Source organism: Halomonas flagellata (assembly GCF_022487945.1).
Taxonomy (GTDB): Bacteria; Pseudomonadota; Gammaproteobacteria; order Pseudomonadales; family Halomonadaceae; genus Halomonas; species Halomonas flagellata.
This window is the reverse complement of record NZ_JAKVPY010000002.1, coordinates 116634-141306: the sequence shown is the minus strand read 5'-3', so window position 1 is coordinate 141306 and position 24673 is coordinate 116634. Positions and strand designations below refer to the sequence as shown.

The 24673-nt window shown below is 69.1% G+C and carries 19 protein-coding genes; 1 reads left to right on the top strand and 18 read right to left on the bottom strand.

Going from position 1 to position 24673, the window contains the following annotated elements:
* Nucleotides 1-15 precede the first annotated feature (15 nt).
* The 4 genes from folM to rho all read right to left on the bottom strand — a co-directional run bounded on the left by folM (nt 16) and on the right by rho (nt 4535).
* Nucleotides 16-729, bottom strand: a complete 714-nt coding sequence (gene folM, locus MKP05_RS02325; RefSeq protein WP_240566846.1) for a dihydromonapterin reductase — start codon at nt 727-729, stop codon at nt 16-18.
* Nucleotides 726-1505 (bottom strand): NAD(P)H-flavin reductase, encoded by a 780-nt coding sequence (locus tag MKP05_RS02320; RefSeq protein WP_240566845.1) that lies wholly within the window; start codon nt 1503-1505, stop codon nt 726-728. Before MKP05_RS02320 ends, folM begins: the two co-directional genes overlap by 4 nt.
* Nucleotides 1502-2998 (bottom strand): 4-hydroxy-3-polyprenylbenzoate decarboxylase, encoded by a 1497-nt coding sequence (gene ubiD / locus MKP05_RS02315; RefSeq protein WP_110282975.1) that lies wholly within the window; start codon nt 2996-2998, stop codon nt 1502-1504. The genes MKP05_RS02320 and ubiD overlap by 4 nt, the downstream gene beginning before the upstream one ends.
* A gap of 277 nt (nt 2999-3275) precedes the next feature.
* Nucleotides 3276-4535 (bottom strand): transcription termination factor Rho, encoded by a 1260-nt coding sequence (gene rho / locus MKP05_RS02310; protein WP_110282974.1) that lies wholly within the window; start codon nt 4533-4535, stop codon nt 3276-3278.
* Between the two features lie 457 nt (nt 4536-4992).
* Here rho and ppx point away from each other — a divergent pair, with 457 nt between their 5' ends.
* Nucleotides 4993-6537 carry an exopolyphosphatase gene (gene ppx / locus MKP05_RS02305; RefSeq protein WP_240566844.1) on the top strand — a complete coding sequence of 515 codons (1545 nt, stop codon included), beginning with the start codon at nt 4993-4995 and terminating at the stop codon, nt 6535-6537.
* Here the strand turns inward: ppx and tilS are convergent.
* From tilS to uppS, 14 genes are all read right to left on the bottom strand, one after another.
* Complete coding sequence (tilS, locus tag MKP05_RS02300) at nt 6467-7798, bottom strand: tRNA lysidine(34) synthetase TilS (RefSeq protein ID WP_240566843.1); 1332 nt, start codon at nt 7796-7798, stop codon at nt 6467-6469. The genes ppx and tilS overlap by 71 nt on opposite strands.
* Before the next feature lie 220 nt (nt 7799-8018).
* Nucleotides 8019-8972, bottom strand: coding sequence for an acetyl-CoA carboxylase carboxyl transferase subunit alpha (accA, locus tag MKP05_RS02295; RefSeq protein ID WP_240566842.1), 954 nt, complete (start codon nt 8970-8972; stop codon nt 8019-8021).
* A 438-nt stretch (nt 8973-9410) separates the two neighbouring features.
* Nucleotides 9411-12911, bottom strand: coding sequence for a DNA polymerase III subunit alpha (dnaE, locus tag MKP05_RS02290; protein WP_240566841.1), 3501 nt, complete (start codon nt 12909-12911; stop codon nt 9411-9413).
* Between the two features lie 254 nt (nt 12912-13165).
* Entirely contained in the window at nt 13166-13777 is a 612-nt protein-coding gene (rnhB, locus tag MKP05_RS02285; RefSeq protein ID WP_240566840.1) for a ribonuclease HII, read from the bottom strand.
* Nucleotides 13774-14985, bottom strand: a complete 1212-nt coding sequence (gene lpxB / locus MKP05_RS02280) for a lipid-A-disaccharide synthase (protein WP_240566931.1) — start codon at nt 14983-14985, stop codon at nt 13774-13776. The genes rnhB and lpxB overlap by 4 nt, the downstream gene beginning before the upstream one ends.
* 28 nt (nt 14986-15013) lie before the next feature.
* Nucleotides 15014-15781 (bottom strand): acyl-ACP--UDP-N-acetylglucosamine O-acyltransferase, encoded by a 768-nt coding sequence (lpxA, locus tag MKP05_RS02275; RefSeq protein ID WP_240566839.1) that lies wholly within the window; start codon nt 15779-15781, stop codon nt 15014-15016.
* Nucleotides 15778-16221 carry a 3-hydroxyacyl-ACP dehydratase FabZ gene (fabZ, locus tag MKP05_RS02270; protein ID WP_110282967.1) on the bottom strand — a complete coding sequence of 148 codons (444 nt, stop codon included), beginning with the start codon at nt 16219-16221 and terminating at the stop codon, nt 15778-15780. The genes lpxA and fabZ overlap by 4 nt, the downstream gene beginning before the upstream one ends.
* Before the next feature lie 149 nt (nt 16222-16370).
* On the bottom strand, nt 16371-17411 hold the full coding sequence (gene lpxD / locus MKP05_RS02265) for a UDP-3-O-(3-hydroxymyristoyl)glucosamine N-acyltransferase (RefSeq protein WP_240566838.1): 1041 nt from the start codon (nt 17409-17411) through the stop codon (nt 16371-16373).
* Between the two features lie 29 nt (nt 17412-17440).
* Entirely contained in the window at nt 17441-17947 is a 507-nt protein-coding gene (locus MKP05_RS02260; protein ID WP_110282965.1) for an OmpH/Skp family outer membrane protein, read from the bottom strand.
* Nucleotides 17948-17971: 24 nt separating this feature from the next.
* Entirely contained in the window at nt 17972-20314 is a 2343-nt protein-coding gene (gene bamA, locus MKP05_RS02255) for an outer membrane protein assembly factor BamA (RefSeq protein WP_240566837.1), read from the bottom strand.
* 124 nt (nt 20315-20438) lie between these two features.
* Complete coding sequence (gene rseP, locus MKP05_RS02250; protein ID WP_240566836.1) at nt 20439-21797, bottom strand: RIP metalloprotease RseP; 1359 nt, start codon at nt 21795-21797, stop codon at nt 20439-20441.
* Between the two features lie 34 nt (nt 21798-21831).
* Entirely contained in the window at nt 21832-23019 is a 1188-nt protein-coding gene (gene ispC, locus MKP05_RS02245) for a 1-deoxy-D-xylulose-5-phosphate reductoisomerase (RefSeq protein WP_240566930.1), read from the bottom strand.
* Between the two features lie 9 nt (nt 23020-23028).
* Complete coding sequence (locus MKP05_RS02240; RefSeq protein WP_240566835.1) at nt 23029-23829, bottom strand: phosphatidate cytidylyltransferase; 801 nt, start codon at nt 23827-23829, stop codon at nt 23029-23031.
* A complete protein-coding gene (uppS, locus tag MKP05_RS02235) occupies nt 23822-24607 on the bottom strand; it encodes a polyprenyl diphosphate synthase (protein ID WP_240566834.1) in 786 nt (261 codons plus the stop codon). Before uppS ends, MKP05_RS02240 begins: the two co-directional genes overlap by 8 nt.
* Nucleotides 24608-24673: the final 66 nt, after the last annotated feature.

Genomic DNA, 24673 nt, shown 5'->3' with positions numbered 1-24673 from the left:
CAGGGTGCGGAGATTCTAGCGGAGATGTCGTCCGCCATCGACCGGTAGCGTCACCCCGGTCACGTAGCGATTGTCGAGCAGATAGCGCAGGCTCTGGTAGATCACCCCCGGCCCGGGGATCATCCCCATCGCCGACCTGGCCTTCACCTTCTCGACATAGGCCTCGTCGTCGCCCTCGCCCAGCATGATCAGCGACGGCGCGATGGCGTTGACCTGGATCGAGGGGGCGTACATGGCCGCGAAGGAGAGCGTCAGGTTGGCGAGCCCCGCCTTGGTGGCGGCATAGGCGGCGTGCTTCCTCGAGCCCGTCTGCGCCACATGATCGGTCAGGTGCACGATGTCGCGCTGGGGCTCGCTGCACGCCTCGAGCAGCTCGCGGCCATGCAGGTTGATCAGGTAGGGCGCCAGCATATGGATGCGGAACAGCCGCTCGAAGTCGGCCCCGGCCTCCTCGCCGGTGGCGTCCGGCGCCCAGTCGCTGGCGTTGTGGACGATCGCCCGCAGCGCGCCGGTGTGCGCCTTGAGCCGGGCGATAAAGTCGAGGATGCCGGCTTCGCTGGCGAAATCCGCCTGCAGGGTGACGATGCCCCGTTCGCGCAGCGCCGCGAGCTCGTCACGCTCGCGGCGGTAGCTGACGATCACCGGATGGCCGTCGTCGCGCAGGCGCTCGGCGCAGTGGCGCCCCAGGCGCTGGGCACCGCCGGTGATCAGGATCGGCGAGGCGCTCATCCACGCCCCTCCCGGACCAGGCTGCCCACCGTCGGCACCAGCGGCTCGCGGGGCGCATAGGTGAAGACATCGGAGAAAACGCGAGAGCGCTCGAGCCCCAGCGAGGCCAGCACGTCGACGCAGGCGTAGACCATGCCCGGCGACCCCGAGAGATAGACGTCATGGCCGGCGATGTCGTCGAGGTTCTCGGCCAGGGCCTGGTCGATGCGACCGCGATGGGCGAGGATCCGCTCGCCCTCCACGGGCTCCTCGGGCACCACCTCGGTGACCACATGGAAACGGAAGCCCGCATGCGCCTCGGCCCACGCCCGGGGCAGCCGCTCCAGGTAGAGGTCACGATGCTCCCGGGCCGCCCACCAGAGGTCGATCTCACGCTCGGGATCCTCATGCAGTGCCGCCTCGACGATCGCCTTCATCTGGGCGAAGCCGGTGCCCGCGGCGACCAGCAGCAGGGGCCGCGCGCTCTCCGGGTCGAGCACGCAGTCGCCGCCGGGCAGGCGCAGGGTGAGCCGTTCGGCCACCGCGACCATCTCGCGCAGCCGCGCCGAGTTCGCGCGCTCCGGCCAGTGCTGGATATGCAGCTCGATCACGCCGTCGCCGCCATGGGCGTTGGCGATCGAGAACGGGACCCAGGTCGCGTCGTCCAGCTTGAGTTCCAGGTACTGGCCGGGCGCGTGGGCCACGGCCTCGGCACGGCCTTCCAGGGTGACGCGGAAGACGTCGGGGGTGAGATCCTCCACCTCGGTCACCTGGCAGGTCAGGGTCCTTGCCGTCATGAATGCCTCGTGTCGTTGTCGGGGGGAAGCGCGATGCCCAGCTCGTTCCAGCGGTCGCTGACGCGGGCCTTGATGGCCTCGTCCATGACGATGGGCGTGCCCCACTCGCGGTCGGTCTCGCCGGGCCACTTGCCGGTGGCGTCCAGCCCCATCTTGGAGCCCAGGCCGGCCACCGGTGAGGCGAAGTCGAGATAGTCGATGGGGGTGTTCTCGACCAGCACGGTGTCGCGGGCCGGGTCCATGCGGGTGGTGATCGCCCAGATCACGTCCTTCCAGTCGCGGGCGTCGACGTCGTCGTCGAGCACCACCACGAACTTGGTGTACATGAACTGGCGCAGGAAGCTCCACACCCCCATCATCACCCGCTTGGCGTGGCCCGGGTACTGCTTCTTCATGGTCACCACCGCCATGCGGTAGGAGCAGCCCTCCGGCGGCAGGTAGAAGTCGACGATCTCGGGAAACTGCCGCCTCAGGATGGGCACGAAGACCTCGTTGAGCGCCAGCCCGAGAATCGCCGGCTCGTCGGGCGGGCGACCGGTATAGGTGGAGTGATAGATGGCGTTCTCGCGCATGGTCATGCGCGTCACCGTGAACACCGGGAACTGCTCGACCTCGTTGTAGTAGCCGGTATGGTCGCCGTAGGGGCCTTCCGGCGCCATGTCATCGGGGTAGATGAAACCTTCCAGAACGATTTCTGCGGACGCCGGGACCTCCAGGTCGGCATGGCCGCACCTGACCAGCTCGGTGCGCGAGCCGCGCAGCAGCCCGGCGAAGGCGTACTCGGAGAGCGAGTCCGGCACCGGGGTCACCGCGCCGAGGATGGTGGCCGGGTCGGCGCCCAGTGCCACCGCCACCGGGAAGGGCTCGCCGGGGTGGGCCCGCTGGAACTCCTGGAAGTCGAGCGCCCCGCCGCGGTGGGAGAGCCAGCGCATGATCAGGCGGTTCTTCGAAAGCTTCTGCTGGCGGTAGATGCCGAGGTTCTGGCGCTGCTTGTGCGGTCCGCGGGTCACCACCAGGGCCCAGGTGACCAGAGGGGCCACGTCGCCCGGCCAGCAGTGCTGGATCGGCAGGCGGTCGAGGTCGACCTCCTCATCCTCGTAGGCCAGGGCCTGCACCGGCGCCGAGCGCACCGTCTTCGGCCCCATGCTCATGACCTGCTTGAAGATCGGCAGCTTGTCCCAGGCGTCGCGGAACCCCTTGGGCGGCTCCGGCTCCTTGAGGAAGGCGAGCAGCTCGCCCACCTCGCGCAGGGCGGCAACGCTGTCCTGGCCCATGCCCAGGGCCACCCGCTGCGGCGTACCGAAGAGGTTGCCGAGCAGCGGCATGGCGTGGCCCTTGACGTTCTCGAACAGCAGTGCCGGCCCGCCAGCCCGCAGGGTGCGGTCGCAGATCTCGGTGATCTCGAGGTAGGGATCGACCTCGGCGGTGACGCGCGTCAGTTCCCCCCGGGCCTCCAGGGCCGCGATGAAGTCGCGCAGGTCCTTGTACTTCATTCCATTTCCCGTTTCCGGAACGACGAAAGGGGCAGCATAGCATGCCCCTTCAATACGTCTGCTGAATCGCCGGTGGTGAGCGGCGCCGGGGACAGGCCGAAGAGGGGGTCCTATGCCAGGGATGGCATCGGTAGCGCCCAGGGAGGGGTTCACAGCGCCCCCTCGCAGGCCTGTCGCCGGGTCAGCCGCGTCTTTCTACAGGCGCCCGACCCCGCGCCAAGATGCCTCGGCGGTAGCACCCCGACGCTTCCACCAGCCGCGAGCCAAGGCTACGGAATCAGCGGCGCTTCATGGCCTCGAAGAACTCGAGGTTCGTCTTGGTATCCTTCAGGCGGTCGATCAGGAATTCGGTGGCCGCGGTGTCGTCCATGGGGTTGAGCAGCTTGCGCAGGATCCACATGCGCTGCATCTCGTCCTCGGAGGCGATCAGGTCCTCGCGGCGGGTACCGGAGCGGCGGATGTTGATTGCCGGGTAGACGCGACGCTCGGCCAGCTTGCGGTCCAGGTGCGCCTCCATGTTGCCGGTACCCTTGAACTCCTCGAAGATCACCTCGTCCATCTTCGAGCCGGTGTCCACCAGCGCCGTGGCGATGATGGTCAGGCTACCGCCCTCCTCGATGTTGCGCGCCGCGCCGAAGAAACGCTTGGGCTTCTCCAGGGCATGGGCGTCGACACCGCCGGTGAGCACCTTGCCGGAGCTCGGCACCACGGTGTTGTAGGCCCGCGCCAGGCGAGTGATGGAGTCGAGCAGGATCACCACGTCCTTCTTGTGCTCGACCAGGCGCTTGGCCTTCTCGATGACCATCTCGGCGACCTGGACGTGGCGCGCCGGCGGCTCGTCGAAGGTCGAGGCCACCACCTCGCCGCGCACGGTGCGCGACATCTCGGTCACTTCCTCCGGGCGCTCGTCGATCAGCAGCACGATCAGGTGGCACTCGGGGTTGTTGCGGGTGATCGAGGTGGCGATGTTCTGCAGCATCAGCGTCTTGCCCGCCTTGGGCGGCGAGACGAGCAGGCCGCGCTGGCCCTTGCCGATGGGCGCGGTCAGGTCGATGATCCGCGCGGTGAGATCCTCGGTGGAGCCGTTGCCGATCTCCATGCGCAGCCGCTCCTGGGGGAACAGCGGCGTGAGGTTCTCGAACAGGATCTTGTGCTTGGCGTTCTCCGGCTTGTCGAAGTTGATCTCGCTGACCTTGAGCAGCGCGAAGTAGCGCTCCCCTTCCTTCGGCGGACGAATCTTGCCGGAAATGGAATCGCCCTTGCGCAGGTTGAAGCGACGGATCTGCGAGGGCGACACATAGATGTCGTCGGGCCCCGCGAGATAGGAGCTGTCGGCACTGCGCAGGAAACCGAAGCCGTCCTGGAGGATCTCCAGCACCCCATCGCCGTAAATGGCCTCGCCGCTCTTGGCATGCTTCTTGAGGATGGCGAAGATGATGTCCTGCTTACGGGACCGCGCCAGGTTGTCGATGCCCATCTCTCGGGCGGTCTCCAACAGCTCCGGCACTGGCTTTTGCTTGAGTTCGGTAAGATTCATCGGTGTGTTCAGAAGTTGCTCTTGGAAGCCGGGCGGCAGTGCGCCATGCGGAAAGACAGGGGCGAGACGATTACGCCGCGTGAGTGCGTTCAGAGCCCTCGCAGGCATCCACTCGTCGTATCGCGGGGCTCGTCAGGCAGTACGGACCGGGGGCGGGCGACCGGAACAGGGGTCACCGCAGCGATGACAGATTCGAGGGAGCAGCATCATTTTCGCCTGATCAACGGCTCACGACAACTCGGCCATGATTGCACGCTGACGCAGTGGGCTTTCTGACGACTTGGAAACTGACCGATACGGGGACACCGTGTAACGGTCGGGAAGCATTCGGAACAGGCGAACGCCTCGATACTAGTCAAGGGCGAGGACAAACGCAAGCCCCCGCCAGACGAGACACCACAATTGACAAGCCTCGAGGGCGCCCGCACCCTTGACTTCTCGACCGAAGGACACCCGCATGAACCAGCCCACGGACAGGCTCTCCCGCCGCCCTCGGGCGCTCGCGAGCCGGCCGGCAACGGCCCCGCGACGCCTCGCCGCCATCGATCTCGGCTCCAATAGCTTCCACCTGCTGGTGGCCAACTACCAGGACGACCGGCTGCAGGTGGTGGCCCGGCTCGGCGAGAAGGTCCAGCTGGCCGCCGGCCTGGACGCCGAGGGCCGGCTGAGCGAACCGGCCATGCAGCGCGCCCTGGCGTGCCTGGCCCGCTTCGCTCCCTTCCTCGAGGGCATCGCCCCCGGCCACCTGCGGGTGGTAGGCACCAACGCCCTGCGCGACGCCACCAACAGCCAGGCCTTCATCGAGCGCGCCGAGGCGCTGCTGGGCAGCCGCATCGAGATCGTCGCCGGCCGCGAGGAGGCGCGCCTGGTCTACCTGGGCGCCGCCCACGCCCTGGCCGAGGACGGCCGCCGGCTGATCGTCGACATCGGCGGCGGCTCCACCGAGTTCATCATCGGCGAGCGCTTCGAGCCGCTGGCCCTGGAGAGCCTGCGCCTGGGCTGCGTGACCTTCACCCGCCGCTTCTTCGGTGACGGCGAGGTCAGCGAGAAGCGCATGCGCCGCGCCGAACTCACCGCCCTCTCGGAGCTGGCCAACATCCGCCGCCCCTACCGGGAACTGGGCTGGTCCGACCCGGTGGGCTCCAGCGGCACCATCAAGGCCGCCGCCACGGTGCTGGCCGCGGCGGGCGCCGCCCCCGACGGGGTGATCACCCGCCAGGGACTCGCCGAACTGCGCCGGCACCTCATCCGGTGCCGGCGCCTCGACCGGGTCGCCATGGAGGGCCTCAAGGCCGACCGGACGAAGATCTTCCCCGCCGGGGTCGCGATACTGGTCGCCATCTTCGAGGCCTTCGGGCTCGAGCAGATGCGCTACGCCGACGGCGCCCTGCGCGAAGGGGTGCTCTACGACATGGTCGGGCGCAACAGCCCCGAGGATTCGCGGCTCAAGACCCTGGCGGGCCTCGAGCGTAGCTACGGCGTGGATGCCCGCCAGGCGGGCAACGTGGCCGAGACGGCCCGGGCCCTGTTCGCGCAGGTCCGCGAGCCCTGGGGGCTCGACGACGACCAGGCATGCTTTCTCGGCTGGGCGAGCCGGCTCCACGAGATCGGCCTGGCGATCTCCCACAGCCAGTTCCACCGCCACGGCGCCTACCTGCTGGAACACGCCGACCTCTCGGGGTTCTCGCGGCCCGAGCAGCGGCTGCTGGCCTTTCTCGTCCGCGCCCACCGCCGCAAGTTCCCGCACAAGGAGTGGCAGGCCCTGCCCGCCTCGGAGCAGCGCCCCCATGGCCGGCTGGCCCGGCTGCTGCGGCTGGCGGTGCTGCTCAACCACTCCCGTCCCGAGCGACCTCCCGCCACGCCGCGCCTCGAGGCCCGCGGCGATGGGCTGCGGCTGCGGCTCGACGGCGGCGACGACCAGGCGCTGCTGCTCACCGACCTCGAACAGGAGGCCGCCTACCAGCAGGCGGCCGGCTTCCCGCTGACCCTGGACCTTCGCTGAGCCAGCCCTCGGCGACCGCGACCCAGCGCCCCTCCCCGGCCTCCAGCACGGCCACGGCCTCGCCGGCGTGGTGGACCACCAGCAGCCGCTCGCGCGCCCAGGGCGGCAGGCCCAGCTCCTGCAGCAGGCGCTTGAGATCCCGCCGACCGCGCCCGGCCAGGCGCAACCGCTCGCCGCCGCGGCGTGGCGCCACCCGCAGCCGCACCGGCATGCCGTCATCGCGCACCAGGCCCACCGCGACCTCACCCGCCGGCGTCGCCAGGGGGGGGCGACCGCTCCATTCGCCCTGCCAGTCGGCCGGCAGGGACGACACGGGGGCCAGCAGGTAGAGGTGCCCCCGCCAGAGTCGCGCCTCGGCGCCCGGCCACGCCACCCGTACCTCGGCATCGGGTCGCGCACCGAGCTGCGCCAGCAGGCTCTCCAGGCGTCTCGCCGGCGGCGTCGGCAACCCCAGGCACCCGGCGGCATGCCGGATCAGCAGCCGCCGACGCGCCGACGAGAGCTCGGCCAGACCCGCCGTGGGCATCCGCCCGGCCTCGCCGCCCAGCCGTTCGAGATCCAGGCTGGCCAGCTCCTCGAGCAGCGCATCGGCCTCCCCGGCCCGTGCCGCACTGCACGCCAGGGCCTCGCCGGCACGGGGCCAGCGGCTCTCGAGCAGCGGCATCACGGTCCGGCGCAGGAAATTGCGATCCAGGGTGGTGTCAGCGTTGGAGGGGTCCTCGACCCAGGCGAGGCCCAGCCGGCTCCCCTCGGCCTCGAGTTCGGCCCGCAGTCGTCCCAGCAGCGGGCGCTCGAGTCGCCGCCCCCGTCGGTCGCGTCGGTGCGGCATCGCGGCGAGCCCGCGCACCCCGCTGCCGCGCAGGGCGGCGAGCAGGAAGGTCTCGGCCTGGTCGTCGCGGTGCTGGGCCAGCCACAGGGTCTCGCCAGGCGCCACGCGCCGGTCGAAGGCGGTGTAGCGGGCCTCGCGGGCCGCACCCTCGAGTCCCAGGCTATCCATCGGGTCGACGGTGACCCGCTCGATGAAGAGCGGCACGCCGAGCCGCGAGGCGAGCCGGCGGCTATGGGCCTCGAAGCCGTCGGCGGCGGCCTGCAGCCCATGGTGCACGTGCAGGGCATGGAGGGGTCGGGGGTGGCGCCGGCAGGCATCGGCGGCCAGGGTCAGCAACAGCGAGGAGTCGAGGCCGCCGGAGAGCGCCACCCAGACGACACGCCCCGGCGGGGTCTGTGCCAGGGCGTCATCGACAAGAAGCTGAAGGGACATGGCAAGCACCCTGATAGGCAAATCGCCGAGGCCGCCCGGAGAGAAAAGCCGCGGTATCGGAATCAATGGCCTGAAGGCGCCTGGTGTGGCCGCCGGCGCTGGCGGGCCCTATGGGGTCAGACCCCAGTCAAGCCGCCATGCCTGTCTCGGCGCACTCTACCAGCGACATCACCGCCGCCGGGGTCTGACCCCATAGGGCCAGGTCGCCGAGATACGAAGCTTATGCCGGCGCCCCATAGCTCATCAGCCGCTGATACCGCCGCTCGAGCAGCGCCTCGCTGTCCATGGCGTCGAGGCGCTCCAGGCTCTCCTGCAGCGAGGCCCGGACCCGCTCGGCGGTGGTCACCGGATGGCGATGGGCGCCCCCCAGCGGCTCCTCGATCAGGGTGTCGACGAAACCCAGCTCCTTGAGCCGCTCGGCGGTGATGCCCATGGCCTGGGCAGCATCGGAGGCCTTCTCGGCGCTCTTCCACAGGATGGAGGCGCAGCCTTCCGGCGAGATCACCGAGTAGGTGGAATACTGCAGCATGGCGAGCTCGTCGCACACGCCGATGGCGAGCGCCCCGCCGGAGCCGCCCTCGCCCACCACGGTGGCGATGATCGGCGTCCTGAGGCGCGACATCACCGCCAGGTTGTAGGCGATCGCCTCGCTCTGGCCGCGCTCCTCGGCGTCGATGCCGGGATACGCCCCCGGCGTGTCGATGAAGGTCAGCACCGGCATCCTGAAACGCTCGGCCATCTCCATCAGGCGGCACGCCTTGCGGTAGCCTTCCGGGCGCGGCATGCCGAAGTTGCGACGCACCTTCTCCTTGACGTCGCGCCCCTTCTGGTGGCCGATCACCATCACCGGGCGGTCGTCGAGGCGGGCGACGCCGCCGACGATGGCGGCATCGTCGGCGAAGTTGCGATCACCGTGGAGCTCGTCGAAGTCGGTGAAGACATGCTCGAGGTAGTCCAGGGTGTAGGGGCGCTGCGGGTGGCGCGACAGCTGGGAGACCTGCCAGGGGGTCAGGTCCTTGAAGATCGACTCGGTGAGCTTGCGGCTCTTCTCCTCGAGCCGGCCGATCTCGTCGTTGAGGTTGACCTGGCTGTCGTTGCCGACCAGGCGCAGCTCCTCGATCTTGGCCTGGAGTTCGGCGATGGGCTGTTCGAAGTCGAGATAGTTGGGATTCATTGGCCAGATGCCTTGTGGTGTTTCACCGCCCGCACGCGTGGGCGCGGCCGGCGCGAAGAATGGAAGTGGCAGGCATTATCGCACCCTCAACGCGCGGCGCAAGGCGACTCCCGTTCGCTGCAGGACTATCACAGATGGCAGCACCGCTCGAGGCTGTTCCGGCGACAGGCCTGCGAGGAGGCGCTGTGAACCCGTCCGTGGGCGCTACATTTGCCCTGCTTCGCTCTCGCATCCTACTCCGCTTGCAGGACCTGGCCTGGCCATCCATGGCCAGCCCGTTCGGAGCAGTGCTCCTCACCCCTGGCAAATGACCTCCTCTTCGGCCTATCCCCGGCGCCTCTCGCTTCGGGCAACTGCGATTGTCCTGCCGTTCGCAGCCCGCAGCCCGCAGCCCGCAGCCCGCAGCCCGCAGCCCGCAGCCCGCAGCCCGCAGCCAGATTATCGATACTTGAGCCGCACCCCATCCTGCCCCTGCACCTCGCGCAGGGCGATCAGCAGCTCGTCGCTGGGGGAGACCTTCCACTCCTCGGCCAGCTCCAGCCAGCCGACGGCCTCGCCATTGCGGTAGCGCAAGCGCACCGGCAGGCCACCGCCGTCACGCCAGGGGGCGAGGCTGTCGCGCAGGCTGTCGACCAGCCGGCCGTTGGCCCGGGCACCGTCCAGCGACAGCTCCACCGCCTGGCCGTAGCGGGTGCGCGCCGCCACCATGGGGGTGACCTCCTTGCCGCGCAGGCGCAGGCCGCCGGAGTAGTCGTCGCTGGCGACCTCGCCCTCGACGATCAGCACCTGGTCGGCCTCGATCTGGCCGCGCAGCTGGTCATAGAGCTCGCCGAACAGCGAGGCCTCGATGCGCCCGGTGCGATCGTCCAGGGTGACGAAGGCCATGGTGTCGCCGCGCTTGGACTTCATGGTGCGCACCCCGATCACCAGCCCGGCGACCCGTTGCGGCTCCCGCGAGGGCCTGAGATCGCTGATGCGGGTGGAGACGAAGCGCTCGAGTTCCTTCTCGTACTCGTCGATGGGGTGGCCGGTGAGGTAGAGCCCCAGGGTCTCCTTCTCGCCGGCCAGGCGCTCCTTGTCGGTCCAGTCCCGCACCGTCAGGTAGTCGGCGTAGGCATCCCCGGCCGCCTCGTCGACGAAGGCCTCGCCGAACATGTCGATCATGCCCAGGCTCTGGTTGGTCTGGTTCTGGGCCGCGGCCTTCAAGGCGTCGTCCAGGGCGGCGGCGAGCACCGCCCGGCTCGGCCCCAGGGAGTCCAGCGCCCCCGAGCGGATCAGCGCCTCGAGGGTGCGCTTGTTCATGCGCCGGGGGTCGAGGCGACGGCAGAAGTCGAACAGGTCGGTGAAGGGGCCCTCGGCCTCGCGGGCCTCGACGATGGCACCGATGGGTCCCTCGCCGACGCCACGGATGGCCCCCAGCCCGTAGACCACCCGCCCCTCGACGTCGACGGTGAACTTGTAGGCCCCCACGTTGACGTCGGGCGGCGTCACCGTGAGCGAGAGGTGGCGGCACTCCTCGATCAGCGGCACCACCTTGTCGAGGTTGTCCATCTCGGTGGACATCACCGCGGCCATGAAGGGACCTGGGTAATGCGCTTTTAACCAAGCCGTTTGATACGACACCAGCGCATAGGCCGCCGAGTGCGACTTGTTGAAGCCGTAGCCGGCGAACTTCTCCACCAGGTCGAAGAGGTTGCCCGCCAGGTCGCGGTCGATGCCGTTCTCGGCACACCCCTCCATGAAGCCGGCGCGCTGCTTGGCCATCTCCTCGGGCTTCTTCTTGCCCATGGCACGGCGCAGCAGGTCGGCCTGGCCCAGGCTGTAGCCGGCCATCACCTGGGCGATCTGCATCACCTGCTCCTGGTAGAGGATGATGCCGTAGGTGGGCTCGAGCACCGGCTTGAGCAACTCGTGCTGGTAGTCCGGGTGCGGGTAGGCGAGCTCGGCGCGACCGTGCTTGCGGTTGATGAAGTCGTCGACCATGCCCGACTGCAGGGGACCGGGGCGGAACAGCGCCACCAGGGCGATCATGTCCTCCAGCGAGTCGGGCAGCAGGCGCTTGATCAGCTCCTTCATGCCACGGGATTCGAGCTGGAAGACCGCCGTGGTCTCGGCACGCTTGAGCATCTCGAAGGTCGGGGCGTCGTCGAGCGGGATGCCGTCGATGTCCAGCGGCCCTTCACCGGCGGCCTCGCGGACCTTGTCGACCATCTCCAGCGCCCAGTCGATGATGGTCAGGGTACGCAGGCCGAGGAAGTCGAACTTGACCAGGCCGGCGTCCTCGATGTCGTTCTTGTCGAACTGCACGACCAGGCCGTTGCCCTCCTCGTCGCAGAGCAGCGGCGAGAAGTCGGTGAGCTTGGTGGGGGCGATCACCACGCCGCCGGCGTGCTTGCCGGTGCCCCGGGTGATGCCCTCGAGCTTGAGCGCCATCTCCCAGATCTCGGCGGCCTCCTCGTCGCCCTCGATGAACTCCTTGAGCGCTGGCTCGGCCTCGATCGCCTTGGCCAGGGTCATGCCGACCTCGAAGGGGATCAGCTTGGAGAGCTTGTCGCCCAGCGAGTAGGGCTTGCCCTGGGCCCGGGCCACGTCGCGCACCACCGCCTTGGCGGCCATGGTGCCGAAGGTGACGATCTGCGACACGGCGTTGCGGCCGTAACGCTCGGCCACGTAGTCGATCACCCGGTCGCGCTTCTCCATGCAGAAGTCGACGTCGAAGTCGGGCATCGAGACCCGCTCCGGATTGAGGAAGCGCTCGAACAGCAGGTCGTAGCCGATGGGGTCGAGGTCGGTGATCTTCTGGGCATAGGCCACCAGCGAGCCGGCGCCGGAGCCGCGCCCCGGACCGACGGGCACGTCGTTGTCCTTGGCCCACTGGATGAAGTCCATCACGATCAGGAAGTAGCCCGGGAAGCCCATCTGGATGATGATGTCGAGCTCGAAATCGAGACGCTGCCGGTAGCGGGCCTCGATCTCGGCCCACTCGGTGCCGTCGCGGGGATAGCGGTCGGCCGGAAAGAGGAAGTCGAGGCGCTCGGTGAGGCCATCGTGGGAGATCTTGCGGAAGAACTCGTCCCGGGTCATGCCCTCGGGGATCTCGAACTCCGGCAGGAAGATCTCGCCCAGGCGCACGTCGACGCTGCAGCGTGCGGCGATCATCACGCTGTTCTCGAGCGCCTCGGGGATGTCGGCGAACAGCTCGGCCATCTCCTCGGGGCTCTTGAGGTACTGCTCCTCGGTGTAGCGCCGCTCGCGTCGCTTGTCGTCCAGCGCCTTGCCCTCGCCGATGGAGACCCGGGTCTCGTGGGCCCAGAAGTCCTCTCGCTCGAGGAAGCGCACGTCGTTGGTGGCCACCACCGGGGTGCCGGTCTCGAGGGCCAGGTCCACCGACAGGTGCACGCACTCCTCCTCCAGCGGCCGGCCGGTACGGATCAGCTCCAGGTAGAAGCGGCCGGGGAAGGCGGCGTTCCACTCCTCGAGCAGGGCCCGGGCCTCGTCGTGGTGGTCGGTGAGCAGGTGCCGGCCGATCTCGCCCTCGCGACCGCCGGAGAGCGCGATCAGCCCCTCGCTGGCCGCCAGCACCCAGGCTTTGTCGAGCAGGGCCCGCCCCTGGCGCTGCCCCTCCATCCAGCCCCGCGAGATCAGCTCGGTGAGGTTGCGATAGCCCACCTCGTTCATCGCCAGCAGGGTCAGTCGGTAGGGGTGCTCCTCGTCGTAGGGGTTGGCCAGCCACAGGTCGGCACCGATGATCGGCTTGAGGCCGGCGCCTTCGGCCCCCTTGTAGAACTTGACCAGGCCGAAGAGATTGGTCTCGTCGGTGACCGCCAGCGCCGGCGCCCCCTGCCCCACCGCCGCCTTGACCAGCGGCTTGAGCCGCACCAGGCCATCGACCAGGGAGTATTCGGTATGGACGCGGAGATGTACGAAGGGCGTTGTCATGGTGGACTCAAGGCTTGGCAGTGAATGGGCAGCACGGAAACCAGGCAATCGCAGTGTGACGCAGACTCAGGGCTTTCGTAGCTGGAGGCATCGCTCGGAGCTGATCCGGCGGCAGGCCTGCGGGGAGGCGCTATGAATCCCTCCCTGGACGCTACCGATTCCTTCCCTGGAATCGGACCTCCCCTTCGGCCTGCCCCCGGCGCTCCTCGCTATCCGCTACGGCAGTTGCCCTGCCCTGGAACAGCTGAAGTTCGTCAGAACAGCGCCAGCTGTCGCTTCACCGGGCCGAAGGAGCGACGGTGCTCGGGAAGCGCGCCGAGGCGCTCCAGGGCGGCCAGGTGCTCGCGGGTCGGGTAGCCCTTGTGGCGGGCGAAGCCGTAGTCGGGATGCCGGGCATCCAGCGCCACCATGTCGGCATCCCGGGCCACCTTGGCGAGTATCGAGGCCGCGGCGATGGCCGGGTGTCGCGCGTCGCCCTTGACCACCGCCTGGCCGGGCACATGATGCCCGGGCAGGCGATTGCCGTCCACCAGCAGATACTCCGGGGCCGGCGACAGCGCGTCGATGGCCCGGCGCATGGCCAGGTGGGTGGCATGGTAGATGTTCAGGTCGTCGATCTCGGCGGCGATGGCCTCGGCCACCGGGGCGGCCAGCGCACGCTCGCGAATCTCGGCGTCGAGGGCCTCGCGGCGGCGGGCGGTGAGCGCCTTGGAGTCGGCGAGCCCGGCGATGGGCCGCGCGGGGTCGAGGATCACCGCCGCCGCCACCACGCTGCCCACCAGCGGCCCACGCCCCACCTCATCGACCCCGGCCAGCCGCTCGCCGGCGTAGTCGATCACCAGCGGGGGCAGGTCGCGCGCGCTCATCGGCCCGCCTCCTCCGGCGTCGCCTCGAGGGCCGCCGCCGGCGACACGCTCTCGGGCAGCGGGCGCCGCGCCACCAGCGCCTCGATGGCATCACAGGCCCGGCGGCTGGCATCGCGCTGCAGCCCCGCATGCATCCCGGCGAAGCGTGCCTCCAGGGCCGCCCGCCCGTCGGCGTCGTCGAGCATGGCGCCGAGGCGCTCGGCGATCGCCGCCGGGGTCGCCGCGTCCTGAATCAGCTCCGGCACCAGCGTCTCCCGAGCGATCAGGTTGGGCAGCGAGATCCACTCGGTCTTGACCAGGTGCCTGACCAGCCAGTGGGTCGCCGGGGCCATCCGATAGGCCACCAGCATCGGGCGATGGCAGAGCATCGCCTCCAGCGCCGCGGTGCCCGAGGTGAGCAGCACCGCGTCAGACGCCACCATCGCCTCGCGGGCCTGGCCGTCGAGCAGGGTGACGCACCCGTCGAGGGCGGGGCGCGTGGCGAGCAGGGCGGTGAGCTCGCGGTATCGCTCGGGGGTGGCCGCGGGAATCACCACCCGCAGGCCGGGGCGGGCCCGGCACAGCCGCTCGGCGGCGTCGAGGAAGGTTGCCCCGAGGAAGCGGATCTCGTTGGCCCGGGAGCCCGGCAACACGGCGAGCAGCGGGACATCATCGGGCAGGCCGAGTGCCACCCTGGCGGCCGCGCGGTCATTGACCAGCGGCAGCTCATCGGCCAGGGGGTGGCCGACGAAGGCCACGGGAACGCGATGCTGCCGATAGAAGGCCGCCTCGAAGGGCAGGAAGGTGAGCATGGCATCCACGGACTTGGCGATGCCCTTGACCCGGCCCTGGCGCCAGGCCCAGACGGTCGGGCTGACGTAGTGGGCGGTGGTGATGCCAGCCTCGCGCAGCTGTCGCTCCAGGCCGAGGTTGAAGTCCGGCGCGTCGATGCCGACCATGATGTCGGGCCGCCAGTCGAGCGCATCCCGCCGGAGGGTGCGCCTGACTCGGATCAGCTCCGGGAGGTGCTTCACCACCTCGACCAGGCCCATCACCGAGAGGGTCTCCAGGGGAAAGCGGCTGTCGATGCCCTCGGCGATCATCCCCGGGCCGCCGATGCCGCGGAACTCGACGTTCGGATGGCGCGCCTTGAGCGCGCGCATCAGGCCGGCGCCGAGGATATCGCCGGACAGTTCGCCGGCCACCAGGTAGACGCGCCTTACCTTCATCATGTCAGCGTCATCTCGGCGAGGCCCGTCAGCGCACGATGCCGCGGGTCGACACCTCGATGGAGGTGGCGAAGGCCTCGGTCTCGGGCAGGGAGAAGCGTGCCCGAATCCCCTGCAGCGCCTGCTCCACGGTCAGCCCCTGGCGGTAGACCAGCTTGTAGGCCTCACCCAGCGCCCTGATCGCCTCCCTCGAGAAGCCGCGGCGCTTGAGCCCCACCAGGTTGAGGCCGTGGACCTCGGCCGGATTACCGTTGATCAGCACGTAGGCCGGGGTGTCCTTGGTGATGATGGAGCCGCCGCCCGCCATCGCGTGGGCGCCGAAGTAACAGAACTGATGGATCGCCGAGAGCCCGCCGAGGATAGCGAAATCCCCCAGGGTCACATGGCCGGCCAGGGTCACCTGGTTGGCCAGGATGCAGTCGTTGCCGATCATGCAGTCATGGCCCACGTGGACATAGGCCATGAACAGGTTGCGACTGCCGATGGTGGTCTCGCCCCGGTCCTGGGCGGTACCGCGATGCAGCGTCACCCCCTCGCGGATGACGTTGTCGTCTCCTATCACCAGGCGGGTCGGCTCACCGGCATACTTCTTGTCCTGGCAGTCCTCGCCGACCGAGGCGAACTGGAAGATACGGGTGCGCGCGCCGAGCACGGTGGGTCCCTTGACCACCACGTGCGGGCCGATCCGACTGCCGGGCCCGACCTCGACGTCGGGCCCGATCACCGAGAAGGGCCCCACCTCGACGTCGTCGGCCAGACAGGCCGCGGGATCGATGATGGCAGTGGGATGAATCAAGCGACCTTCCTCTCGGCACAGATGATTTCGGCCTCGCAGGCCAGCTCGCCGGCCACGGTGGCCCGGCAGGCGAATTTCCAGATGCCGCGCTTCTCGCGAACCACGTCGGCCCGCAGCACCAGTTGGTCGCCGGGCATCACCGGACGCTTGAAGCGGACATTGTCGCTGCCGACCAGGTAGTAGACGTAACCGTCGGCGGGCAGCTTGTTGACGGTCTTGAAGCCGAGGATGCCGCAGGCCTGGGCCAGCGCCTCGATCACCAGCACGCCGGGCATGATCGGATGGTGGGGGAAATGGCCATTGAAGAACGGCTCGTTGATGCTCACATTCTTGTAGGCGACGATGGATTCGCCAAGGGCAAGCTCCGTCACCCGATCCACCAGCAGGAAGGGATAGCGGTGGGGCAAATACTCACGAATCTCGTTGATGTCCATTACCATCGTTGCGACCTCTGAAATAACGAAATGCCCGCGGAACGGGCAAACACGAGCCGGCGGCCTCGACCGTCGGGCAGGCGGTGGATTATAGCGCCCCCTGTCGTGCTCTCAACCGCTCTCCGTCCCCGGCCTTGTTCCCGATCGCCACACCCTCAGCCGCCACGGCCGGACTTCTCGAGCCGTGCCAGTCGCTTGGCGAGGTCGTCGAGCTGCTTGAAGCGCACGGCATTCTTGCGCCACTGAGCGTTCTTCATCGCCCCGGTGCCCGACGAATAGACCCCGGGCTCGAGGATCGAGTTGGTCACCAGGCTCATGCCGGTGACCTGCACCCCGTCGCAGAGGGTGAGATGGCCCGAGAGCCCCACGCCACCGCCGAGCATGCAGTGCTTCCCCACCCGGGTGGAACCGGCGATCCCCACGCAGCCGGCCAGGGCACTGTGGTCACCGATCTGCACGTTGTGGGCGATCTGCACCTGGCTGTCGATCTTGACGTCGTTGCCGATGACGGTGTCCCCCAGCGCCCCGCGATCGATGCTCGAGCAACTGCCCACCTCGACGTCGTCGCCCAGCACCACGCCGCCGAGTTGGGCGATCTTGTGCCAGCGCGCGCCGTCATGGGCGAAACCGAAGCCGTCGCCGCCGATCACGCAGCCGCTGTGCAGGATGGCCCGCTCGCCGATCACCACGCCGTGGCAGACGGTGACATTGGCGTGCAGGCGCGACCCGGCGCCGATACGCGAGTCGGCACCGATCACGCAGCCCGGGCCGACCACCACCTCGTCGCCCAGCGTGACGCCCGCCTCGACCACCGCCTGAGGGCCGACCTCGACTCGCTCGCCCAGGCGAGCACCCTCGGCCACCACCGCCGAGGGGTGAATGCCGCCCGGGGCGCGACTGGCCAGGGGGTCGAACAGTCGCGACAGTGCTGCATAGGCCAGGTAGGGGTTGGCCAGCTCGAGCCGGGCCACCGGGCACTCCTCGCCCAGCTCCGGCGTCAGCAGTACCGCCGCGGCACGGGTGCCCGGCAGGTCCTTGAAATAGGCGCGGTTGGCCAGGAAGGCGACCTGGTCGGGCGTCGCGTCCCGCAGGGTGGCCAGGCCGCTCACCCGGCGGCCGGCATCGCCGACCAGGCGGGCGTCGAGTTGCTCGGCGAGCTCGCCAAGCGTGAAGGTAGGGGAGTCTGGATGCGTCATGGGGGACCTGATCCGGTTGGGTCGTCCGCTCAGAAGAGCGAGTTGAGGACCTGGGTCACCTCATCGGTCAGGTCCGGCAGGTCACGGTCAGAGTGCAGCACCCCCTGGGGCTCCACCAGCACCTCGACACCGTGGCGCTCGATGATCTGATCCACGGCCTGCTCCAGCTTGGGCTCGGCCTCCTGCAGGAACTGTTGCTCGGCCTGCTGCTGGGCCTGGATGACCTGCTGGCGCAGCTGCTCGAACTCGGCGCCCTTCTGCTGGAACTCCTGGACGGCCGCCTGGCGGTCGGCCTCGGACATCAACTCGCCCTCCTGCTGCAGGCGCTGCTGCATCTGCTGAAGCTCTTGCCCCAGCGACTGGGCCTGCTGCTGCTGGCCGCCGATGCGGCTCTCCAGTTCGCTCATGGAGCGCTGGGCCGCATCGGTCTCCATCAGCGCACGGCGCCAGTCCAGCATGGCCACCTCGGCGGCCTGGGCCGGCAAGGCCAGGGCGGCGAGCATCAAGAGGCTTAGGGCAGCGGTAAGTTTACGCATGGTCATGCTCCTTGCAGGGCTCGATCAGAAGGTCTGGCCGAGCGAGAACTGGAAGAACTGGGTGTCATCGTCGCTCTCGTCGTTGACTGGCGCGGCGATGCTGAAGGTGAGCGGGCCCACCGCGGTCAGCCAGGAGAGGCCAACGCCCACGCTGTAGCGCAACTCGCCCAGGTCGACCCCGGAGCTGCAGTTCGAGTCGCCCCCCTCGGGCACGTCAAAGCAGCTGGTCAGGTAGGTGTTGCCGGCGTCCAGGAACAGCGAGGTCTGCATCGAGCGGCGGTCCTCGATGAAGGGCAGCGGGAAGAGCAACTCGGCGCTGCCCTGCACCAGTACGTTGCCGCCCAGGGTCCGGTCGCGGGTCGAGCCTTCGGGCGGCGTGGTTCGCGGCCCCAGGGTGTTGGCGGTGAAGCCGCGCACCGAGCCCAGGCCACCGGTATAGAAGTTCTCGTAGAACGGAAAGGGATCGTTGCCGATGCTGTCGGCATAGCCCAGCTCGCCACTGAACTTCAGTGCCCAGTCATGTGCCTCGTCGAGCGGGAAGAGCTGGCGGGCCCGGGCGCGGAGCTTGTAGTAGTCGGCGTCGCTGCCCGGCACCGCGGTTTCCAGCGACAGGCGTTGGTAGTTACCGGCGGTGGGCATGATGCCGCGGTTGAGGTTATTGCGGGTCCAGCTGGCGGTGAGCTTGAGGCTCTGGGCGTCGGCCCCCTGGTCCTCCACGTACTGCTGGATCTCCTGGGCGGTGTCGTTGAAGGTCTTGACCGTCAGGTCCTCCACCGAGGTGCCGAAGTTGAGCCGGGTCAGCTCGTTGATCGGGTAGCCGAAGTTGATGCCACCGCCGTAGGAGTCGGTGGAGAAGGTGGACACATCGGAGTCCTCGAAATCGGTCTCGCGGTAGAAGAGGTCGTAGCCGCGCGAGATGCCGTCCAGGGTCCAGTAGGGGTCGGTGAAGCCGAAGTTGAAGCTGGTGAAGGTGTCGCCGCGCTGGGCGCCCAGGTTCACCCGGTTACCGGTGCCGAGGAAGTTGTTCTGGGCCAGCGCCGCGCCGAAGATCACGCCGGCGCTCTGGGAGAAGCCAACGCTGGCCGAGACCGAACCCGAGGGCTGCTCCTCGACGGTGTAGGTGACGTCGAGCTTGTCCGGCTCGCCCGCCACCGGCTGGGTCTCGACATCGACCTGGCGGAAGAAGCCGAGACGCTCGAGGCGCTGGCGCGACAGGCTGATCGACTCGGTGGAGGCCGGCGCCCCCTCGAGCTGGATCATCTCGCGGCGCAGCACCTCGTCCTGGGTCGTGGTGTTGCCGATGAAGTCGATGCGCCGCACATAGGCGCGCTGGCCGGCATCCACCCGGAAGGTGAGGTCCACGGTCTCGCCGTCGGCGGCGATCTCCGGCACGCCGTCGATGTTGGCGAAGGCGAAGCCCTCGGCGCCCAGGTGCGCGCGCAGTGCCTCGGAGGAGGCGGTGACGTCGCTGCGCGAGAAGATCTCGCCACTCTCCACCTGGAGCAGGTCGCGTGCCTCGCGCTCGCTGATCTGCAGGTCGCCGGCGAAGCGGATGTCGCCCAGGCGGTACTGGCGGCCCTCGTCGACGTTGATGGTGATGAAGATCTGCGACTTGTCAGGGCTGATGGAAACCTGGGTGGAGGTGATGGCGAAGTTGACGTAGCCGCGGTCCAGGTAGAAGGAGCGCAGGCGCTCCAGGTCGCCGGAGAGGGCCTCGCGGGAGTACTCGTCCCGCGAGAACCAGCCGAACAGGCGCCCGGGGCGGTCGTCGAGCTCGAAGACATCGCGCAGGGTGTCATCGTCGAAGTCCCGGTTGCCGACGATATTGATCTGGCGGATCTTGGCCACCGCGCCCTCGTTGATGTCGATGTCGACCTGCACCCGGCCCTCGTCGATCTCCTCCACGCTGGCATCGATGGTCGCGCTGTAGCGGCCCTGGCCCTGGTAGAGGCCCTCGAGCTCGCGCTGGATCTCCTCCAGGGTGGAGAGCTGGAGAACCTGGCCTTCGGACAGGCCGGCCTCCTCGAGGCCCTGGCGCAGCTCGTCGTCGCCGATCTGGCGGTTGCCGGTGATGTTGAGACGGGTGATGGTGGGGCGCTCGACCACCTGGATGATCAGGACGTCGCCGTCGCGGGCGAGCTGAATGTCCTCGAACAGGCCGGTGGCGAACAGGCGGCGCGTCGCCTCAGCCAGTTCGCGGTCGTCCACGCGATCGCTGGCGCTGACAGGAAAGGCATTGAACACGGAGGCCGCGGAGACCCGCTGCAGTCCTTCTACCCGAATATCGGAAACTTCGAAAGGTTCTGCCTGGGCAAGGGAAGCCCCGGCGAGCAGCAGTGCCGCCAATCCGATGGTCTTGATTTTCATGCAGTCGATTCGCTCGCGTTGATCTGCCAATCCTGTCCAGACGGGCACCTTATACATTTGTGCGGGTGACTGACAAGGCTGGAGACCGGGCCCCACCTCCTTGTGCCGCCCACGCCTTCGCTCGCTACCAGAGTCGCATCAGGTCGAAGTAGATCGCCATCAGCATCAGGGTACCGACCAGCGCCAGGCCGATGCGCAAGCCGATGGCCTGGGTATACTCCGATACTGGCCGACCGCGGACGACCTCGACGAAATAGTAGAGCAGATGGCCGCCATCCAGCACCGGGATGGGCAGCAGGTTGAGCACCGCCAGGCTGATCGACAGGTAGGCCATGAAACTGACGAAGCTCTCGAGCCCGGTGCGTGCCGTGTCGCCGGCCACCCGGGCGATGGTGATCGGCCCCGAGAGATTGGTCGGCGAGATCAGCCCGACCAGCATCTTGCGGATGGCGCCCAGGGTCAGCATCGTCATCTCGCCGGTGCGCGAGACGGCCTGGCCCACCGCCGCCACCGGCCCGTAGCGGATCTCGCGGCGATACTCCTCGGGCCACTCCACCGGCTCGACGCCGGCCCCGATGTAACCGATGGCGCCCCCCTCCTCGAGCTCGTTGCGCCCGGGGGTGAGGGATAGCCGGAGGCGCTCCTGGCCACGCAGCACCTCGAGTTCGAGGGTCTCGCCCGGGTTCGCCCGCACGATATCGACGAAGTGCATCCAGTCGTCCACCGCGGCGCCGTCCACCGCGACCACCTCATCGCCGGGCGCGAGCCCGGCCGCCGCCGCCGCCTCGCCCTCGACGACCTGGCCGAGCACCGCCGGGTAGGGCGGGCGCCAGGGGGTGACCCCCAGGCTGGGCAGGGGCTGGGGCGGGTCCTGGCGTACCAGCCAGTCTTCCACCGGCAGGCGATGCTCGCGGGGGTCGGCCGTGGCGGCGTCACGGGCATCGATACGCAGCTCGCCGCTGGCACCGATGGCCGCGATCAGCTTCAGGTTGATCTGGTCCCAGGAACGTACCGCCTGCCCCTGCACCGCGGTGATCTCCTGGCCGGGGCGCAGGCCACCACGATCGGCGGGCGAGTCGGGCGTGACGTCACCGATCACCGGCGCCACCGTGGTCGTACCGACCACGAACAGCGCCCAATAGGCGACGATGGCAAGCAGGAAGTTGGCCAGGGGGCCGGCGGCGACGATGGCGATGCGCTGCCACACCGTCTTGCGATTGAAGGCCTGGCCGAGCTGATCATGGGGCACCGGGGCCTCGCGCTCGTCGAGCATCTTGACGTAGCCGCCGAGCGGAATCGCGGCCAGCACGAACTCGGTCCCATGGCGGTCGACACGGGACCAGATCGGCTTGCCGAAGCCTACCGAGAAACGCAGCACCTTGACGCCACAACGTCGTGCCACCCAGAAGTGGCCATACTCATGGAAGGTGATCAGCAGGCCCAGCACCACGATGACGGCCAGCACGTTCTGGATCAGGCCCAAGGCGGCCTCCTGTCGGGTTGCAGTAAGGGTTGCATCAGCAACGGTTCAGCCAGTCATGCGCCGCCTGGCGGGCTAGCGCATCGGCCTCGAGAATCGTCTCGAGGTCGGCGGCCGCCGCCACCGGCCGGGCGTCACGCACCCGCGCCACCAGCTCGCCGATCCCGGTGAAGCCGAGCCGGCGGTCGAGGAAGGCCGCCACGGCCACCTCGTTGGCGGCATTGAGCACCGCCGGCGCCGTGCCCCCCGCGGCCATCGCTTCCCGCGCCAGGCGCAGGCAGGGAAAGGCCTCCTCGTCAGGCGCCTCGAAATCGAGCCGCGCCACCGCGAACAGGTCCAGGGCCTCGACACCGGCGTCGATGCGCTCGGGCCAGGCCAGCCCGAAGGCGATCGGCGTGCGCATGTCCGGGTTGCCCAGTTGGGCGATCACCGACCCGTCGGCGTAGGCGGCCATGGAATGAATCACGCTCTGCGGATGCACCACCACCTGCACCTGGTCGGGCCGGGCATCGAACAGCCAACACGCCTCGATCAGCTCCAGCCCCTTGTTCATCAGGGTGGCGCTGTCCACCGAGATCTTGCGCCCCATGGACCAGTTGGGGTGGGCGCACGCCTGCTCGGGCGTCACCGCCGCCAGTTCGGCGCCGGACCTGCCGCGGAAGGGACCGCCGGAGGCAGTCAGCAGCAGCTGGGTGACCCCGTGGCGCCCCAGTCCACCGCGGTGCTCGGCTGGTAGACACTGATAGATGGCATTATGTTCGGAATCGATGGGCAGCAGGGTCGCCCCGGAGCCGGCCACGGCGTCCATGAACAGTGCCCCCGACATCACCAGGGCTTCCTTGTTGGCCAGCAGCACCCGCTTGCCGGCGCGCACCGCGGCCAGGGTCGGCAGCAGGCCGGCGGCACCGACGATGGCCGACATCACCACGTCGACCTCGCCCGCCTCGGCCACCTCGACCAGCGCCTCGGCGCCGGCGAGCACCTCGGTGGCGAGTCCCGCCTCGCGGAGTCGTTGGCGCAGCCAGGCGGCGTCCCGTTCGTCGCCAAGCACGGCCACGGCGGGCTGATGTACCCGGCACCGCTCGAGGAGGGGCTCGCGGGAGCGATGGGCCGTCAGGGCATGGACCCGGTAGCGCTCGGGATGGCGGGCGATCACGTCCAGGGTACTGGCCCCGATGGAGCCGGTGGCCCCCAGCACGGTCACCGTTCGCGGGCGGACAGACATGGCATCCATCTACAGCGCTCCCAGGTAGAGCAAGGCGAACAGCGGCAGGGCGGCGGTCAGGCTGTCGATACGATCGAGCACGCCGCCATGGCCAGGCAGCAGGTTGCTGGAGTCCTTGATGCCGCGGTGGCGCTTGAGCATGCTCTCGAGCAGATCGCCCAGCACCGAGGCCAGGGTCACCGCCAGGGTCGCCGCCACCAGGATCAGGCCACCGCCGGCGCCCAGCCCTTGCCAGAGTGCATAGACCACCGCCAGGACCGCGGTGGCGACGAGGCCACCGGCCACCCCCTCCCAGCTCTTGCCGGGGCTGACCTTCGGCGCCAGCTTGCGCCGGCCGAAGGCACGACCGGCGAAGTAGGCACCGATATCGGCACACCACACCACCAGCAGCACGAACAGCAGCCAGACCGCGCCGGAGTCGCGTAGCACATTGAGGCCGACCCAGGCCGGCAGCAGCACCCAGAGTCCCATGGCCAGACGCCACGGTGTGGCACCCCATTGCTCGAGCCGCTCGGGGTAGCGGGTGACCCAGTAGAGATTGGCCAGCCAGCCCGCCACGCCCAGCCACAGCGGCCAGGCGGCCAGGGTCGCGCCCATCAGCCACAGCAGCGCCATCAGCGCCGCCAGGCCGGCCACCAGGGCGAGTCGCCGCTCGCGCGCCTCGACACCGGCCAGGTTGGTCCACTCCCAGCCGGCGAGCAGCACGATGAGGGCGGTGAAGAGCGCGAAGGCGCCCCCCTGCAGGCCGAACAGCCCGGCCAGCATCAACGGCGCCAGCCAGGCCGCGGTGAGGATCCGCTGTCTAAGCATCGTGCGCTTCGACCTGTTCATCGGTCATGCCGAAGCGTCGCTTGCGACGCTGGAAGTCGGCCAGCGCCAGATCGAAGGCCTCGGCGTCGAAGTCGGGCCACAGCAGCGGCGTGAAATGGAGCTCCGCATAGGCCATCTGCCACAGCAGGAAATTGGAGATGCGCTGCTCGCCGCTGGTACGGATGCAGAGGTCCACCGGGGCGTCGCCGGCCAGGCAGACCTCGCGGTCCAGGGCAGGCTCGTCGATCGCCGCCGGCGAGAGCTCGCCGGCGGCGACCCGCTCGGCCAGGCGCCGGGCCGCACCGGCGATATCCCAGCGCCCGCCGTAGTTGGCGGCGATCACCAGGTGCAGGCCCTGGTTGTCGGCGGTCAGCGCCTCGGCCCGGGCGATATGCCTCTGGATCGAGGACGAGAAGGCCTCGCGGTCGCCGATGATCGACAGCCGGATGCCGTTGTCGTGAAGCTTCCTGACCTCGCGCTTGAGCGCCATCAGGAACAGCTCCATCAGCGCACTCACCTCGGCCTTGGGTCGCTTCCAGTTCTCGCTGGAGAAAGCGAACAGGGTCAGGGTCTCGATGTCGCGCTCGGCCGCGCGGCGTATCACGGCGCGCACTGCCTCGACGCCGGCACGATGGCCGCGCACGCCGGAGAGGCCGCGGGCCTTCGCCCAGCGGTTGTTGCCGTCCATGATGATGGCCACATGACGTGGCACCCCGCCCTCGGGGGCAGCACGGTCGCTATCCCCGGGACGGGGCTTGGGGGGCTGCGGTGACGTCATGATGTCTCGCATGGGGGTGTGCCGGGCCGGGCGGGGCCTCTCCTCGAAGCGCCGGGGCCACGAGGC